The sequence below is a fragment of the Ensifer adhaerens genome, from assembly GCF_000697965.2.
Taxonomy (GTDB): domain Bacteria; phylum Pseudomonadota; class Alphaproteobacteria; order Rhizobiales; family Rhizobiaceae; genus Ensifer; species Ensifer adhaerens.
In genome coordinates, this window is sequence record NZ_CP015882.1 from 704,510 (window position 1) to 719,512 (window position 15,003).

Genomic DNA, 15,003 nt, shown 5'->3' on the forward strand with positions numbered 1-15,003 from the left:
GGGGCGCAAGGCTCGATCACTCGAGGGGAACACCATTCATGCGATAGGCAAGTTCGTCGCGCGCACGGCTGAGCCTGCTCTTGATGGTGCCGATCGCACAATCGCACATATCAGCTGCCTCCTTGTAGCTGAGGCCGTATCCGGCAACGAGTACCAGTACTTCCCTGTGGTCGGGTGCTAGCCCCTCGAGGGCGGTACGCAACTCGCCATTCAACACGCACCAATCCTGCGGGGCCGGAATGGGAATTGGAAGGTCGGCGCAGTTGACGGCACCCGGCGCCTCGCGCTTACGCAGCTTGTACTGCGTGCGAAACGCGTTGTGCATGATTGTGAAAAGCCAGGATTTGAGATTTGTTCCAGGTTGAAAACCATCGATACCGCGCAACGCGCGAAACAGCGTTTCCTGCAGGAGATCGTCAGCCTCGAAGCTTGAACTGACAAAGGTTCGCGCAAATGCGCGCAAGGCCGGGATCAAATCGACCACCTGCGTCTCAAGCGGCCGCGTCTGATCGTCGAGAACTGGAATAGAAGGCATTGTAGCTGCCTTTCGGGGTTGCCGGATTTCAATGTTAGTCAATGCGTGGCCGACAATTAAGTTCCCTTGGGTTTTAAGGCAGCGCCGGCCGGGAACCAACGTCCCCTGCGCTTGTTTTTGTTTCGTGTCGTGGATGTGCCTGCACGAAGATCTTGAAGGCTGCTCGAACGGAAAGCGAGGTTCCCGATGGAAGCGCTTGAACTGCAACTGATGGCCCACCGCAAGATCCTGACCGCGCTTATGACGATCGCGGCAGGCGATCCGGATTACTGGCACAAATTGATGGAACACCTTCGCGATGACCTTGTCATCCAAGGCCACGAGGAAGATCCAGGTGTCGTGCCGGGAATGGCGTTCGCCTCCCAAAATGCTCTTAGCGAGGCGCTGAGGACCATTGTCAGCCGTGCCGAACTACGCGCCGGCGATCGGACTAGCTCGGAATAGCCAAGCTTCATTTCTTCAACCTGTTCGCGGTCGTCGGTCCCAGAGCAGTCTGATGCGCCGGCGACCACCAAGGAGGCATTCGGAATGATGGATTTGGAGGTTGACCGGCTTTGGAACGAGCCGGTGATACTGGATCGCGAGGGGCATTTGCTCCGGGTGCAAAGCACGCGGAGCTTATCTGTGTTGGAAAACCATTGGTCCCTGCACGAAGGGCCGGCATATGCGATGGCTATTGCCACCTGCTAGACGGGCTTTCTAGTGTCCAGGATGCCGGACGCAGCGCGTCGGGCATTCGTCGATGCAGCTGCATCACTAACCTTAAGATTGTAGATCGATGTGGCTCCAAGGCGTTTAACTGCCAGATGGACAGCTTGTTCCAGCCGACATCTGCGCAGTCGCGCAGCCTCGCATCCTTTGAGCGTTTGTTGGAACGCACGGCGCCGTAAAAAGCGCGATTGTCGAAGCTGGCCGGCAGGTTACCGCCGAATGTGAATCCGCGCGAGAAAATCACGGATAAGCAGCGCTACCTGATCGAGGTGGGTCTCTAGGAGCCAATGCCCGCCATCGATGAAATGAAGTTCGGCGTCCGGCAAGTCGCGGAGATATGCTCGGGCAGATTTCTCCGGCATGTAGTGGTCGTTGTGTCCCCAGACGATGAGGGCAGGGGGCTTATGGTCCGCCAAATATCCGCGGTGTTGCGGAAACCATGACCGGTTCTCCTTCAAACCTGCGATCAGGTTGACGGCGATTTCCTTCCGCTTTGGTGTCATGAGGGACCAATGCAGTTTCCATAGGTCGGGAGGAATGGCCTCTGCGAGACTAGGCTCCAGGTCGTTCAGGAACTCTTCCCGGAAAATCTCCTCGGTCACCGCCTCGGCCAATGCGCGTTTCATTTCCGGCAACGGAAGCGCCCAGGTCTTTTCAATGTCTGCATATTTGGGGCCCAAGGCATCTTCATAGGGGATGTCGCCGTTCTGAATGATGAGCCCGACGACGGATGCCGGCCGTAGAATGGCCATGCGAATTCCGATCGGCGATCCGAAATCATGCAGATACAGAACGAAGCGATCGATCTTAAGTGCGTCGATGAAGCTGCTCAGAAAGGCTGCGTATCCGTCGAAGCTGTAGTCGAAATCCTCCGGCGTCCCGCTGTAGCCCGCACCGGGGAAATCCGGAGCGATCAGGTGCCAGCGGTCGGAAAGCCGCGGCATTAGATTTCGAAACTCGTAGGATGAACACGGATATCCGTGTGGTAGCAAGACAACCGGAGCATCTTGTCGTCCAGCTTCCCGATAGAAGACCTCAATGCCGGCAACCATGATCCGCCGATGCCGTACCAGCGTGTCCATAGCTAATCCTCCACACGATGAGCTGACTGCTTTCGAAGGGCATCGACCGATCACCAACAAGCGCAGCCACCAACAAGCGCAGCCGCTCGTGACCGGGAGATAACTGGTACCATCGCCGGTTGTTCCCTTTCGGGGAACCGGCGAGCGAATATGCTGGATACCCGAAGGTTGCCGCAAGGGCGAAAGCGCATTCAATTTCAATATCTTGCGCATATATCTTGAAGCGACAGATGATCCGCGCCCTAATGTTGCTGACGCCGGCGCGCCTTCCCAGTCTCGATTATCGGCTATGCCGGCCGTCTTCGCGCTCCGGTTATGCCGTCGAAGCCGAAGCACGACGCAATGCCAGATACTCCCAAATGGCAACGCCAAAGAGGGTCGCTGTCGCCAGAAACTGGAGATGATAATTGGCGGCAAGCGCAGAAAGCACTCCTGCAAGGGCAAGGATCGCGAACCCGACAATGTGCGAAATCGGGAACTGGTGCGCCGCGGCCAACTTTATCCAGATGTTGCCAGCCAAAAAAAGCGCCGGGCCTCCGAGTATCGCCAGAGCGGTTTGCATCGTGCTTTCATCTTTGGCATGGGACAGGCTGAAGTCCTCTCCGACTGCCGTCAGGATGACGCCAGAAACGATTGGCAGATGGCCGTATGTGAAGAGATTGAGCGCCAATGTCTCGGGTTTCGACGTAGCCTCCGCTTTGTTGGCGGCTTTTTCCTGGCCGTGATGGAAGTAGATCCACCACATGAAACCGGTGCTTAAAAACGCGCTGCAGAAGACAGCGAAGGTCATGTCGTCCGCCATGTGCTCTGCGGCGTTGCGGCCGGTCGTCAGGATCGTTTCACCGAGGCAGATGATTACGAACAGCGCACAACGTTCTGCCATATGCTTGCCAGAAACGTCCAACGTCTCGGGCGCTGATTTCCCCAGGCCAGGAAGATAGTACCGCAGGGCCGGAGCCAGATATTCGACGAGAAGAGCGGTACTCCAAAATGCAATTCGCGGAGTCGTCTCCATTTGAGAACCCACAAGCCAGAAGGCGCTTGCAAGGACTAGCCAGAGGGTAATCCGCAGGAACGTCAGGAAAGAGGCCGCATCGACGCGATGATAGGCGTAGAGCATGAAAAAGGAACGCCCCATCTGAATGGCGCAGTAGATCACCGCAAATGCAAATCCATGGTCTCCAAACGCGTCCGGCAAGGCGATAGCCAGCAGGATACCCCCAAACATCAGGAGAAAGAGCATCAGCCGTACTGGATCTTGCTCGGTATCGAGAAGGTTTGTAACCCAGGTCGAGTGAATCCAGATCCACCAGATCGCAAGAATGAGCAGCGCCGCCTCGACAAGGGCTGTGGGGCCGAAGTCGCTAGCAAGTGTCTTTGCGAGCTGGACCAAAGCGAACACAAAAACGAGATCGAAGAACAGTTCGGGAAAGCTTGCTCTGGTCTGGTCGGCGTCGGCCTTCCTTATCCATTGCTTTCCAGTTGCCGCCCCCTTGGCCTCTGTCGGTTCTGCCGCTCGATGTCGCGACGCTGGGTGCATTATTGTTCCTCCGCCCGAGATGGAGAAAGAGGTAGAGCGGGACGGAGTTCCAGCAATATCCCACTCGATGAGGAGAAGGCCTCTGAAGGGATTGGAGAGGAGCACGATTGTTTACAACTATTCCCCCTGTTCGAAGGGGCCGCTCGCTTGCAAAGCGGGGCGTTGATGATGCCCACTTCGACAGAAACCGCCCCTCGAGAGCCGTCCACACACTCCATTTCATGCGGGATCCGAACTAGAAGGCGCAAAGCGGTACTCTGGGTTGTCTAAGCGCTGAGCAGGGTCAACGATCTTCACGCGCCCACATTACAGTCACCGCGATACAACGCATATGCACGGAAGGCCTCGGTCTGCAGGTTAGAGCGCGTTGGATACAACCTGAGTTGCTACCGATATCAACACAGCCGCCAACGCGACCACGGTCCCAAGTCGCAAAGCCTTCATCCAACGTACCCGCGTGCCGTTCCAATCATAGCCCATTTTGCTCCCCTGTCGGGATCATGCCGCTTGGGAATGGTCGTCTCTTTTCCTGTCGAGGACGTAAAACGTTTGCGTCCTCGTGGAAACTAGCCAAAGGATCCCCAGGCGAGGCCTGTCGCTATGATTGGAGCGCCAGGCCTCTGGCCGTCTCCTCCCCGTCCGAAGACGACTGGTGCTCGCTATCACACCGCTTGCCGGAACTCTATTTGCCCATCCGGGCTAAACCCTGTGGCTAATGAGGATATCGCGATGAAATCCCTTGAGTGCAGATGAGTAGCTTGACAGGCATTAACCTGTGGGCTGAGAAATCGGCTCATCTGAATTGGTGCTTGATCGGGAAGTGGCCGCTACTGGTATGGGAGGCGGGAAGGGCGCGTTTTGCCACGTTCAGCTGCGCCGGGGAAGTGTTTGGGGCAGGATATTTCGCAGGAACAATAGCCTTTATGCGACTTTCGAAATACGGAGCCACAGCGCTCTGGGTTGTGGTCCGTCTCGCCGCTGGTCAAATAGCGATCACGTCAGGGACGTCCCCGTTCTGGCTTCGGCAAAACGATGCAAAATCCTTGAGGAATTTCTCCCCCGCCGGACGATGAGCGGGGTCCATGAGCTTTTCCATGATTGCGTCTGGCGTCTCCTTCATAACGGGAAGCCGGAAGAAAATCGTCTCGGAGAAATTTGAGCTTAATGTCAAAAGGACGGTGCGCAGCGCTGCGAGCATGTCGTCGCCTCGGTGCGAAGCGTGGATGAGGGCTATCGGTTTTGCGATTACGGCCTCCCCCGAGACAAGCCAGTCGATGGCGTTCTTGAGGCCTCCGGGAATGGTGCGAACATACTCGGGGCTGGAGATGATTAGCCCATCACTTGCCGAAATTTTCTCGACGAAGCGGATGACGCTTTCTGGGGCGTTTGCGCCCTCCAGATCGGGAGAAAAGATCGGCAGCTCACCAATGTTATCAAAGACTTCAATGGTGATATCGGCTGGAGCGAGGGATTGGAAAGCCCTCAACAAGGCCGAATTGGTGGAAAGCCGACGCGTACTTCCTGAAATTCCTAGTATCCTCATTCCTCAAGGATAGTGAAAATTCCGCAGCCAGCAAGCCATCGTGGACCCGGCGCCGCTTTCAAAAGCACATTGTCAACGCTGAGGAAGGTAAAACGAGGGAACAACGGGCGGCCTTTCCTCGTTGAGAAAAACCGGGCGTAGGAGGACCAAACAATGAGTGACGAGCCGCGCGAACGCGATATTTTGTCGTTGAGTGACGACCCGCTGCCAAAGGTTCTCAAGACACCACGCCTGGCGACGCAAAGAGAGCAGCTTGATGTGTTGCGGGCCGACGTGGCCCGGCTTCGCGAGCGCCTCATCGCCATAGCGGACGGGACTTCCAGACTGGCGGCGCTCGAGGCGACCGTTGTTTTAGAAACGGTAGAAAGCGGTATCAGACGTCATCTCACGCCGGTTCTGATCACCGCGGGTGTTGCAGGTTATATCTGGAGCGCGTTCTTGAGGCGACGATAACTGTGCCCACCTGCTCTCTGCGACGGTGCAGCGCACTCGAAAAGACGTGGCTGAAAAAAGACGGTCCTCAAGGAGGGAGCCATCTTACACACGATCCGGAGAGATCCTGGATCGCTTGCGGGGTGCATCAATAGAACCGCTCGATCATAGGAATTTTCCCATGCCTGCGCGGCCGTTTCGCTGAAAGCCGTTTTTCAGCCTTGGATGTTCGAGCGCCGTGCCCTTCACTCTCATCTCCAAAAACAGAACGCGATTGCCTTGTCGCAATCGTGGCCATGCCCTAGTTCTTGAAGCGATTTTAGTCTGGGGCCTGCCTCGGCCACGTGCCACAGAACGGGTCGTATTTTATGATTAGGCGGAAAATGCATGCGCGGAAGTGAACGCGTTGAATTGAGGAATAGGACGCGGGATGCACATCAGCGGGTAGACGCCGCGGTCGGCGAGCTCAGCACTATCGAGGACTATCGCCGGTACGTAGCGCGCGTGTTGCCGTTTCGTGCGATAATGGACGAAGCGCTGAGGAACGTCTCTTGGCCTGAAGGCTGGAATTGGCGACCATCAGGGGTTGCAGAGCTGCTTGCTCAGGACGCGTGCGATCTCGGCTTGGCACCGGCGCGCCGCATTCGGCCTGATTTCGATCTTTCCGACCCAAGCGCGCTGCTCGGTGCCCTCTACGTGGTGGAAGGGTCGTCTCTCGGTGCGCGGGTCTTGCGTCAGAGGGCGTTGAAGCTTGGTTTCGATGAAACCTTCGGCGCGAAGCACCTTGCTTCGATGGCGAACGACACGACCCGATGGCCGTCCTTCCTGTCGCTCCTCGAACGAACCCGCGATTTTGACGTCGTTCGGTCTGCCGTCACGGCGAACGCCGTGTTTGCTCTCGCCCAAACTTGCTTTGAAAGTACATATCTTGTCGCCAGTTGAACCCGTCACCCTCGAGACTTGCGACAGGGAGCCCATTCATATCCCCGGGAGCATCCAACCGCACGGTTGTCTTCTGGCGTGCAATGTCGGGTTCACGACGATCGAACGCATATCGGCAAACGCTGCGAAGATGCTCGCCTGGGAGGGCAGCCTCCTTGGGCGGCCTCTTGTCGACGTGCTCGGCCCAAAGTTGTTGCATGATCTGCGCAATGCGCTTGCGGCCGCGGGAGCGGCCTCACGACCGGCCCTTTTGCTCGATGTCGCTTTTGGCGACCGCGTGTTCGACATTGCCGTCCACCTTCACAAGTCGGCCGTCATCATTGAGTTCGAGCCGGCGCCGTCGATCGGTCAGCCCTTGCATATCGCGCGCGAGATGATTGGCCGTATCAAGGACATCACCGACGTCGACCGTCTCGTGCAGCGCGCGTGCCGGATCGTTGCCGGTACCATCGGCTATGACCGCGTGATGATCTACCGCTTTGAGCAGGACGGATCAGGCAAGGTCGTCAGCGAAGCGAAACGCGCCGATCTTGAGAGTTTTCTGGGCCAGTATTTTCCAGCAAGCGATATCCCCCAGCAGGCCCGCGCACTTTATCTCAAGAACACCATTCGCGTCATTTCGGACGCGAGCGGTGCGCGCGTCCCGGTCGAGCCGGTTCTGGACGGATCCGGCGAACCATTGGACCTCAGTTTCGCGCACTTGCGCAGCGTTTCGCCCATCCATTGCGAATACTTGCGCAACATGGGCGTCGCCGCGTCGATGTCGATTTCGGTTGTTCTGGACGGCCAGCTCTGGGGGTTGATCGCCTGCCACCATTATTCGCCGCGCGCCCTGCCGATGGCTCAACGCGTTGCGCTTGAAGTGTTCGGCGAATTTTTCTCGCTGCACCTGAAATCTCTGAAGGAACGTCGCCGGGTTGCGGCCGTCGCCGGCACACGCGAAGCGCTCGACCGTTTTCTCATTTTGTCCTCCCATCACGAGGATGTGGGTGAGCTGTTGCGCCAAAGCCTGCGTGAATTCTCGCAGTTGCTGGCAAACGACGGCATCGGCGTCATGGTCGATGGCAAATGGGCGGGGATCGGCACCGCTCCGCCGGACGAAGAAAGAGCCGCTCTTCTGGACTTCATCCGCACTGTCAGCGAAGGGCGCGTCTGGGCGACACATGCCCTGTCACAGAAGTTCCCGGAGGCATCGGCCTACAGCGAGCGGCTTTCGGGCGTTCTCGCCATTCCCCTTTCGCAAACCGGCTCGGATTGCCTGGTGTTTTTTCGCAAAGAACTGGTCCAGACCCTCAACTGGGCCGGCAATCCTGAAAAGACCTATGAGGCAGGTCCACTCGGCGACCGCCTGACACCACGCAAGAGCTTTGCGATCTGGAAGGAGACAGTCCAGGCGCAGGCGCAGCCCTGGTCGGAGGCCGAGCGGGAAATCGCCGAGATCGTCCGGGTCGCGATCGTCGAGGTGGTGCTGCGACACAACGAGCTGATGGCGGGCGAGCGGCGCAAGTCCGAGGTTCGGCAGCGGATGCTGAACCAGGAGCTTAGCCACCGCGTCAAGAACATCCTCGCCGTCATCAAATCTCTGGTGACGAGCCCTCAACGGCACAAGAATTCGCTCGAAGAATATGTTTCGACGCTGCAGGGTCGCATCGAGGCGCTCGCAATCGCGCATGACCAGGTCGTGCGCGGCGATGGGGGCGGGATCCTGGCGGATCTCCTGGAGGCCGAACTCCAGCCTTACCGGACAAATCTGTCGACAATAACGCTCGAAGGTCCTGCCGTCTGGCTCGACAGCCGTGCTTTTTCGGTAATGGCGCTGGTGTTTCACGAGCTCGCGACCAACGCCGCCAAATACGGCGCGCTTTCGGTGACGGCTGGCGAAGTAGAGGTGCGCTGGACGATGACCGGCTCCGATTGCGACGTCTCCTGGCGCGAGCGAAACGGTCCACTCGTCACTCTGCCGTTACGCAGGGGATTCGGTAGTGCCCTCATCGAGCGCAGCGTCCCCTACGATCTTCATGGGCGCAGCTCCGTCCGCTTCGAACCATCGGGGCTTGAGGCAGAGTTCAGCATCCCCTCCCCACACGTCAAACTCACCGCGTTAGGTCCGACAATGGAAACATATACGGTCGGTACCGCCGCTCCCGAACAAAGCGGCCTTGGCCGTGCAAACCCCAGGGTTCTGATCGTTGAGGATCAGATGCTCATAGCGCTTGATCTCGAAGCGATGCTGTCGGACGAAGGGTTCTCGGAGGTTTCGACGGCGAGCTCCGTGCAGCAGGCCATGGCACATATCGAGAGGACTGCTCCGGAACTGGCGATTCTCGATATCAATCTCGGGCAGACCAATTCGTTCGGGATCGCCGGCGAACTCATGCGCAGAGGCACTCCATTCGTTTTTGCTACAGGCTATGGCGAGGGAGCAGAACTGCCGCCGGACCTTATCGGCGTGCCGATCGTGCGCAAACCCTACAGCAGAAATGCCATCGTCGGAGCGCTTTCACTGCTGTGGGACGAGACCCTGTCCAGAGACGCGCAAAGGGCAGTGACAGGAACGACGAAGGGAAAGACCGAAATCGATGTCTGACATCAAGTCGCTGTCTCGCGAGCAACTCGAGGACGAGATCCTGAGGCTGAGGGCCCTGTCGCAGGGAGGCGCCGCGCTGAAGGTCCATAACGCCAGCGACGACGACGCGCGAGAGGCACGCTATCGAGCCCTTTTCGAGGCGATCGACGATGGTTTCTGCATTATTGGCTTCATCGACGGACCACATGGTCCGCTCAGCGATTACGTACACCTTGAAGCAAATTCCGGCTATGGCCGGCATACAGGCATCTCGGACATCGTCGGCAAACGGCTTCGGGAGATTGAACCCGGCAACGCGGATGTCTGGTTGGACGTCTATGGCAGCGTGTTGCGCACCGGCAAACCAGTGCGCTTCGAGCAGGAGTTCAAATCAGTCGCCAGGCATATCGAAGTTTCGGCCACCCGCATCGAGCCGGCAGGCCTGCGCCAGGTGGCGGTCCTATTTCGCGACGTAACCGAGAGGAAGAAGGCCGAAGCGGCGCTACGCGAGAGCGAAAGCCACGCGCGCGATAACATACAGCGTGTGCAAATGGCGATGGCCGCAGGGGCGATCATCGGCACGTGGCTGTGGGACGTGCCTACCGATCGCTTTACGGTCGACGAAGCTTTTGCGGCCGCGTTTGGGTTCGATCCGCAGCAAGGGCGCTCAGGCCTGAGCCTTGCCGATATCGTCGGCGCCGTTCATCCCGACGATCAGGAACGAGTGACGGCCTCGGTCAGAGAGGCCCTGGCAAAAGGCGGAGCCTATGCCCACCAATACAGGACGCGTCGCGAGGACGGGAGGTATCGCTGGCTCGAGGCGAACGGTCGCGTGGAATGCAGCAGTGACGGTGTTGCGCTTAAATTTCCGGGTGTCCTGATCGATATCGAGGAGCGGCGCGCGGTCGAAGCCGAACGCGACCATGCCCTTGCGGCCCTCCGCACGCTCAACGAAACGCTAGAGCAACGGGTAGAGGAACGCACCGCAGCCCTTGTCCAGGCGGAAGACGCCCTGCGGCAGGCGCAGAAGATGGAGGCTGTCGGGCAACTAACCGGGGGCCTGGCGCACGACTTCAACAACATCCTCGCCGGCATCAGCGGCAGCCTTGATCTGATGAAAACTCGGCTCGCCCAGGGCCGTGTGGGTGAGATCGACCGTTATATGACGGGAGCACAAGGGGCGGTGAAGCGGGCCGCGGGCCTAACTCAGCGCCTCCTTGCCTTTTCCCGCAGGCAGACGCTCGATCCGAAGCCGTCGGACATCAATCGCATCGTCGCGGGTATGCAAGATCTGATCAGCCGAAGCGTCGGTCCTGGGGTGGCGGTCGAGACTGTCGGAGCAGGAGGGCTGTGGACGGCCTTCGTCGATGTTGGCCAGCTCGAGAACGCTCTGCTCAATCTTTGCATCAACGCTCGCGACGCGATGCCGGATGGTGGACGCTTGACGATCGAGACCGGCAATCGGTGGCTCGACGAACGCGCTGCGGCCCAACGTGGATTGCCGCCGGGGCAATATGTCTCCTTGTGCGTCAGCGACACCGGTACGGGCATGTCGCCGGATGTGGTCGCCCGCGCCTTTGATCCGTTTTTCACGACGAAGCCGATCGGACAGGGGACGGGGCTTGGCCTTTCCATGGTCTACGGTTTTGCCGGCCAATCCGGTGGTGCCGTGCGCATATACTCCGAAGTGGGCAAGGGCACGATGATCTGCATTTATTTGCCCCGCCACGCGGCCGAAGATCATAGCTCCGACATACCAGCCGACGCGGGGCCCGCGCCTGCAGCGACCGGAGTTCACACCATCCTAGTCGTGGACGACGAACCCCTGGTCAGGATGGTCGCGGTCGAAATTCTCGAAGAGCTGGGCTACGAAGTGCTGGAGGCGAGCGACGGCCCTTCCGCCCTTAAAATGCTTGATGCACGCCCCACAATCGATCTTCTGGTTACCGACGTCGGGCTGCCGAACGGCATGAACGGACGGCAGCTTGCGGATGCGGTGCGCGTCCAGCGTCCCGGTCTTAACGTACTCTTCGTCACAGGGTATGCGGAGAACGCAGTACTCAACCACGGGCACCTCGACCATGGCATGGAAGTGGTCACCAAACCCTTCACAGCTGACGTGCTGGCGCGGCGGGTCGAAAGCTTGATCCGCCAATGACAACTGGGTCTGGCGCGCCAGGCTTGCTGCATTTCGCCGATGGACAGCCAACTGCGCTCAGCTGACGGGACCACCGGGCAATCTGCAAGTCCGCGCTCTTTTCAGGAGTTTCGAAGTGCTCGATAACCCTCGTTCTGGTCAAGCTACGCCCTTGGTCTGAATTTCCGCCCGACCAAAGCCCGTAAGGGGAACAAAAAATCAACCTCGGCATTTAACTGTCGGCGACGAGGGTCGTCGCGGCAAGGCGTTTTCGTTGGAAATTCAATCGCTTTCGATTTCGCGCTGATACCAAAAGGCATTCCCAGTGACGGGCAGAGGAGCAAAACCATGAAAGCGATCGGATCGCTGGCATTTGGCATCGCATTGTCCGTTTGCGCCAGCGCCGCGGCTGCGTCCGTCGCCTCACTCGTGCTGGCCAAGCCCACCGAACCTCCTCTGCTGAAGTCGGCTTCGGCTCCAGATCTTTGGACCGCAACACCGGTCCGGATCGACCGGAGCCAGCAGAACTACCAGCGTTTGCCGCCCGTCTATTCCACTTACGTCACGAACCCGGTTTCGGCGAAGCGAACATCGGGGCGTCTGGCACTCACCGCTCCAACCTTGGTGACCTCCCATACCGGCCTCTCGACAGCCCACCGCGATTGGTGCTCAAGCCGCTACCGGTCCTATAACCCCGAAACCAACGCGTACCGTTCATACGGTGGACAAATACGAACGTGCCAGTCGCCTTACGCGGTCATGTACCCGATCCACAAAGACCGGACGGCGCAAATCGATCGGCGGTTCGTGGGCTACGCGACGGCCGAACCGCGTACCGTCTCGTGTACCGTCCGCTATCAGTCGTATCGAGCCGATGACAACACCTACCAGCCCTACAACGGCCCTCGAAGGCACTGCCTTTATCCATCCCAAGATGCGCGCCTCGAAGCGAGCAACAGCGTGCGGCCCGTGTCGGGGCGATGAGCAGCCCGCAAGTCAACTGCGGCACGAACATTCTTCGGCGGCACCGGCCTCTCCCGGGCGTGCGTTGCGACGGCTGAGGCATTCAAGGGATCGCGATCCCGATGGATAGCGAGAGTAAAGCGGAAGAATGAGCGTTCGTCCGGCTATCCAACCTCTACCGGAACATGGAGATGCAAAGAGTTGGAGAAAATCACGCGAAAGCGCAAATTGCGGTCCAATCGGCCACTGTGGTCCAACACGCGTCATATCAAGGTTGTCGCGCAAAGTCGCATCTCCGTTGACAAAGTCGATGTGTTGATCGTCGGCGCCGGCATCGGAGGGGCGCTGATGGCGTTGTCCCTTGCCAAGCGAGACATGAAAATTCTCGTCGTCGACCGACGCTGGCCGGTACAAGGCAGCACTTTGGCGAGCACTGCGATGATCCAGCACGAGATCGATGTGCCGCTCCACCAGCTCACCACGATGATTGGGCAGGACAAGGCGCGGCGCGCATGGCAACGCTCCGCAAGAGCAGTGGAAGCACTGATCACGCTCATCGACAGTCTTGGAATCGACTGTGGCTTTGAACAAAAGAAGTCTCTTTATCTGTCCGGCAATGCCTATGGTGCCCGCGCGCTTCGCTTGGAAATCGACGCGCGGCAGGCCGCTGGCATTTCAGCAAGGTTTCTCAAGTCTGCTTGCTTGCGCGAAGAGTTCGGTCTCAATCGGACTGCGGCAATCGAGTCCGATATTTCTGCAGCCGCAAATCCGGCGCAATTGACAGCCGGCTTGTGGCGCAAAGCCCAGAGGGACGGTGTTTCGCTCATAGGCGACACGGAGATTACCGACGTACGCAGCGTTGAAGGATGGAACGCCGCTGCGACCTCGACAGGCGAAATCATACTGGCCAAGCACGTTGTGTTTTGCACGGGCTACGAGTTTCTCGACGTCGTGGCCCACCAAGGCCATCGGATGGTATCCACCTGGGCTCTTGCGACTAAGCCGCACCATCCACGGCCTGACTGGCTTAAGAACTATGTTCTTTGGGAGGCATCCGATCCATACCTCTATTTTCGCTCGACCAAGGATGGTCGCGTGATTGTTGGAGGGGAGGACGAAGAAAGCGCCACCGCATTTGCGGACCCTATCAAGCTTAGAGCCAAATCCCAGATCTTGCGCGCAAAGCTGTCGGCGCTCCTGGAAATACCAATCGGCGAACCGGATTATCTTTGGGCCGCGCCTTTTGGCATTACCTCTGACGGATTGCCGCTTATCGGAAACGTTCCGGGGCTGGAGAATGTCTATGCTGTGATGGGTTATGGGGGCAATGGCATTACCTACAGCCAGATCGCTGCGGAGATCGTGTCGTCAGAGATTTTGGGCTACCGCGACCCAGATAGCGAATTGTTTGCCTTTCGCTGAGCTTTGAAGCCAGGCAGCAAGCAGAAAGGCCGCCGGAACGGCGGCCTTTGAACATAAAGAGTGGAGGTAGCTTTGGATCAATGGAAACGCTGGTTTGAATACCAGTCGTCGATATCTTTCCTCGCCTGATCCTTGGCATATCCATAACGCTCCTGGATCTTGCCTTCGAGTTGCTCGCGTTTACCGTTGATCTGGTCGAGGTCATCGTCGGTGAGTTTGCCCCACTGCTCCTTGACCTTACCCTTAATCTGCTTCCAGTTGCCTTCAACACGGTTCCAATCCATTTTGGGGACGCTCCATTGCTATTTCAGGTACATTTCTTGAACGAGTGAGCTACGCACTTGTTCCGTTATTTGTTGAGACGAATGATGGTGCTGTTTGTCGGGCGCGGCTCTATGAACCTCGAGACAGTTTAGCCGACTGCAGGCCCTGCCTCGTTGGTTTAGGCAATGCTTATCCGTTGCCAGCGGCATTATGCCGGTATGCCGGCAACGGATGAATTTAGGACCCGAGAAGACGCCTTGGGGACATCAGCGCCTGTAGCGCCGCCGCTCCTGTTCAACCTCATCGGGAGTATAGGGAGCGAGCGTCGGATCAAAGCGCCGCCAGCCCTGCTCTGAATAAGAAGCTCGACGCTGCACCGGGTCGACCCAGCTACCGCGGCGTAGGATCGCTTCGGCATCCGCCTGGAGCGCGTCGTCGACCCGTGCCGTGACGACCGCGCCACCGCGCCGTACGCCTTCCGCATAGACATGGGCATGTTCTTCCGGAACGCCCGAATCCGTCATCGCTCCGATAATCCCGCCGGCGGCACCACCTGCTACCGCGCCGGCGGCAGCACCCGCCGCGGTCGCGGCAAGCCAACCGGCTGCGACCACCGGACCGACACCCGGGATGGCCATGACCCCAAGGCCAGTCAACAGGCCGCCAATGCCACCGACCGCAGCGCCGACACCGGCGCCTGTCCCAGCGCCTTCAGCCGCGTTGCTTTCGTTTGCAGTGCCGTACCGATCCCCAACATTGTTGGAAACGATGCTGATGTCGTCCGACGGCACGCCGCGATCTTCAAGGGCTGACACAGCGGCGCGGGCGTCCGAATAGTCGTCAAAAAGTCCACTAACGGTTTTCAT

Annotated in this window: 12 protein-coding genes; 6 read left to right on the forward strand and 6 right to left on the reverse strand. The window is 58.6% G+C overall.

Annotated elements, in window-relative coordinates:
* Positions 1-16: 16 nt before the first annotated feature.
* The 4 genes from FA04_RS36175 to FA04_RS30955 form a co-directional block, all read right to left on the reverse strand.
* A complete protein-coding gene (locus FA04_RS36175; RefSeq protein WP_234798888.1) occupies positions 17-856 on the reverse strand; it encodes a sigma-70 family RNA polymerase sigma factor in 840 nt (279 codons plus the stop codon).
* Positions 857-1,455: 599 nt separating this feature from the next.
* Positions 1,456-2,328: an alpha/beta fold hydrolase gene (locus FA04_RS30945; protein WP_034803400.1), complete on the reverse strand. Its 873-nt coding sequence runs from the start codon at positions 2,326-2,328 to the stop codon at positions 1,456-1,458.
* A gap of 313 nt (positions 2,329-2,641) precedes the next feature.
* A complete protein-coding gene (locus tag FA04_RS30950; RefSeq protein WP_082936620.1) occupies positions 2,642-3,868 on the reverse strand; it encodes a low temperature requirement protein A in 1,227 nt (408 codons plus the stop codon).
* Between the two features lie 982 nt (positions 3,869-4,850).
* Entirely contained in the window at positions 4,851-5,411 is a 561-nt protein-coding gene (locus tag FA04_RS30955; protein WP_034803402.1) for an NADPH-dependent FMN reductase, read from the reverse strand.
* A 153-nt stretch (positions 5,412-5,564) separates the two neighbouring features.
* On the opposite strand from FA04_RS30955, the gene FA04_RS30960 reads away from it, so the two are divergent.
* The 6 genes from FA04_RS30960 to FA04_RS30980 all read left to right on the forward strand — a co-directional run bounded on the left by FA04_RS30960 (position 5,565) and on the right by FA04_RS30980 (position 13,873).
* Positions 5,565-5,864: a hypothetical protein gene (locus FA04_RS30960; RefSeq protein WP_034803404.1), complete on the forward strand. Its 300-nt coding sequence runs from the start codon at positions 5,565-5,567 to the stop codon at positions 5,862-5,864.
* 366 nt (positions 5,865-6,230) lie between these two features.
* Positions 6,231-6,785 (forward strand): biliverdin-producing heme oxygenase, encoded by a 555-nt coding sequence (locus FA04_RS36180; RefSeq protein WP_051659652.1) that lies wholly within the window; start codon positions 6,231-6,233, stop codon positions 6,783-6,785.
* Complete coding sequence (locus tag FA04_RS30970) at positions 6,772-9,372, forward strand: HWE histidine kinase domain-containing protein (protein ID WP_051659653.1); 2,601 nt, start codon at positions 6,772-6,774, stop codon at positions 9,370-9,372. The genes FA04_RS36180 and FA04_RS30970 overlap by 14 nt, the downstream gene beginning before the upstream one ends.
* Positions 9,365-11,509 (forward strand): response regulator, encoded by a 2,145-nt coding sequence (locus FA04_RS30975; protein WP_034803406.1) that lies wholly within the window; start codon positions 9,365-9,367, stop codon positions 11,507-11,509. The genes FA04_RS30970 and FA04_RS30975 overlap by 8 nt, the downstream gene beginning before the upstream one ends.
* A gap of 327 nt (positions 11,510-11,836) precedes the next feature.
* Entirely contained in the window at positions 11,837-12,472 is a 636-nt protein-coding gene (locus FA04_RS34745; RefSeq protein ID WP_082584573.1) for a BA14K family protein, read from the forward strand.
* A gap of 180 nt (positions 12,473-12,652) precedes the next feature.
* Positions 12,653-13,873 (forward strand): NAD(P)/FAD-dependent oxidoreductase, encoded by a 1,221-nt coding sequence (locus FA04_RS30980; protein WP_034803408.1) that lies wholly within the window; start codon positions 12,653-12,655, stop codon positions 13,871-13,873.
* A gap of 77 nt (positions 13,874-13,950) precedes the next feature.
* Here the strand turns inward: FA04_RS30980 and FA04_RS30985 are convergent, their stop codons facing one another.
* Together FA04_RS30985 and FA04_RS30990 are read right to left on the reverse strand one after the other, a co-directional pair.
* On the reverse strand, positions 13,951-14,157 hold the full coding sequence (locus FA04_RS30985) for a CsbD family protein (RefSeq protein ID WP_034803410.1): 207 nt from the start codon (positions 14,155-14,157) through the stop codon (positions 13,951-13,953).
* A 246-nt stretch (positions 14,158-14,403) separates the two neighbouring features.
* Complete coding sequence (locus FA04_RS30990; protein ID WP_060530547.1) at positions 14,404-15,003, reverse strand: general stress protein; 600 nt, start codon at positions 15,001-15,003, stop codon at positions 14,404-14,406.

Bases quoted from the DNA above. Each gene is read 5' to 3' on its own strand.
- FA04_RS34745 (WP_082584573.1), top strand. From the start codon at position 11,837: ATGAAAGCGATCGGATCGCTGGCATTTGGCATCGCATTGTCCGTTTGC.
- FA04_RS36180 (WP_051659652.1), top strand. From the start codon at position 6,231: ATGCGCGGAAGTGAACGCGTTGAATTGAGGAATAGGACGCGGGATGCA.
- FA04_RS30990 (WP_060530547.1), bottom strand. From the start codon at position 15,003: ATGAAAACCGTTAGTGGACTTTTTGACGACTATTCGGACGCCCGCGCC.
- FA04_RS30945 (WP_034803400.1), bottom strand. From the start codon at position 2,328: ATGGACACGCTGGTACGGCATCGGCGGATCATGGTTGCCGGCATTGAG.
- FA04_RS30975 (WP_034803406.1), top strand. From the start codon at position 9,365: ATGTCTGACATCAAGTCGCTGTCTCGCGAGCAACTCGAGGACGAGATC.
- FA04_RS30950 (WP_082936620.1), bottom strand. From the start codon at position 3,868: ATGCACCCAGCGTCGCGACATCGAGCGGCAGAACCGACAGAGGCCAAG.
- FA04_RS30955 (WP_034803402.1), bottom strand. From the start codon at position 5,411: ATGAGGATACTAGGAATTTCAGGAAGTACGCGTCGGCTTTCCACCAAT.
- FA04_RS30985 (WP_034803410.1), bottom strand. From the start codon at position 14,157: ATGGATTGGAACCGTGTTGAAGGCAACTGGAAGCAGATTAAGGGTAAG.
- FA04_RS30960 (WP_034803404.1), top strand. From the start codon at position 5,565: ATGAGTGACGAGCCGCGCGAACGCGATATTTTGTCGTTGAGTGACGAC.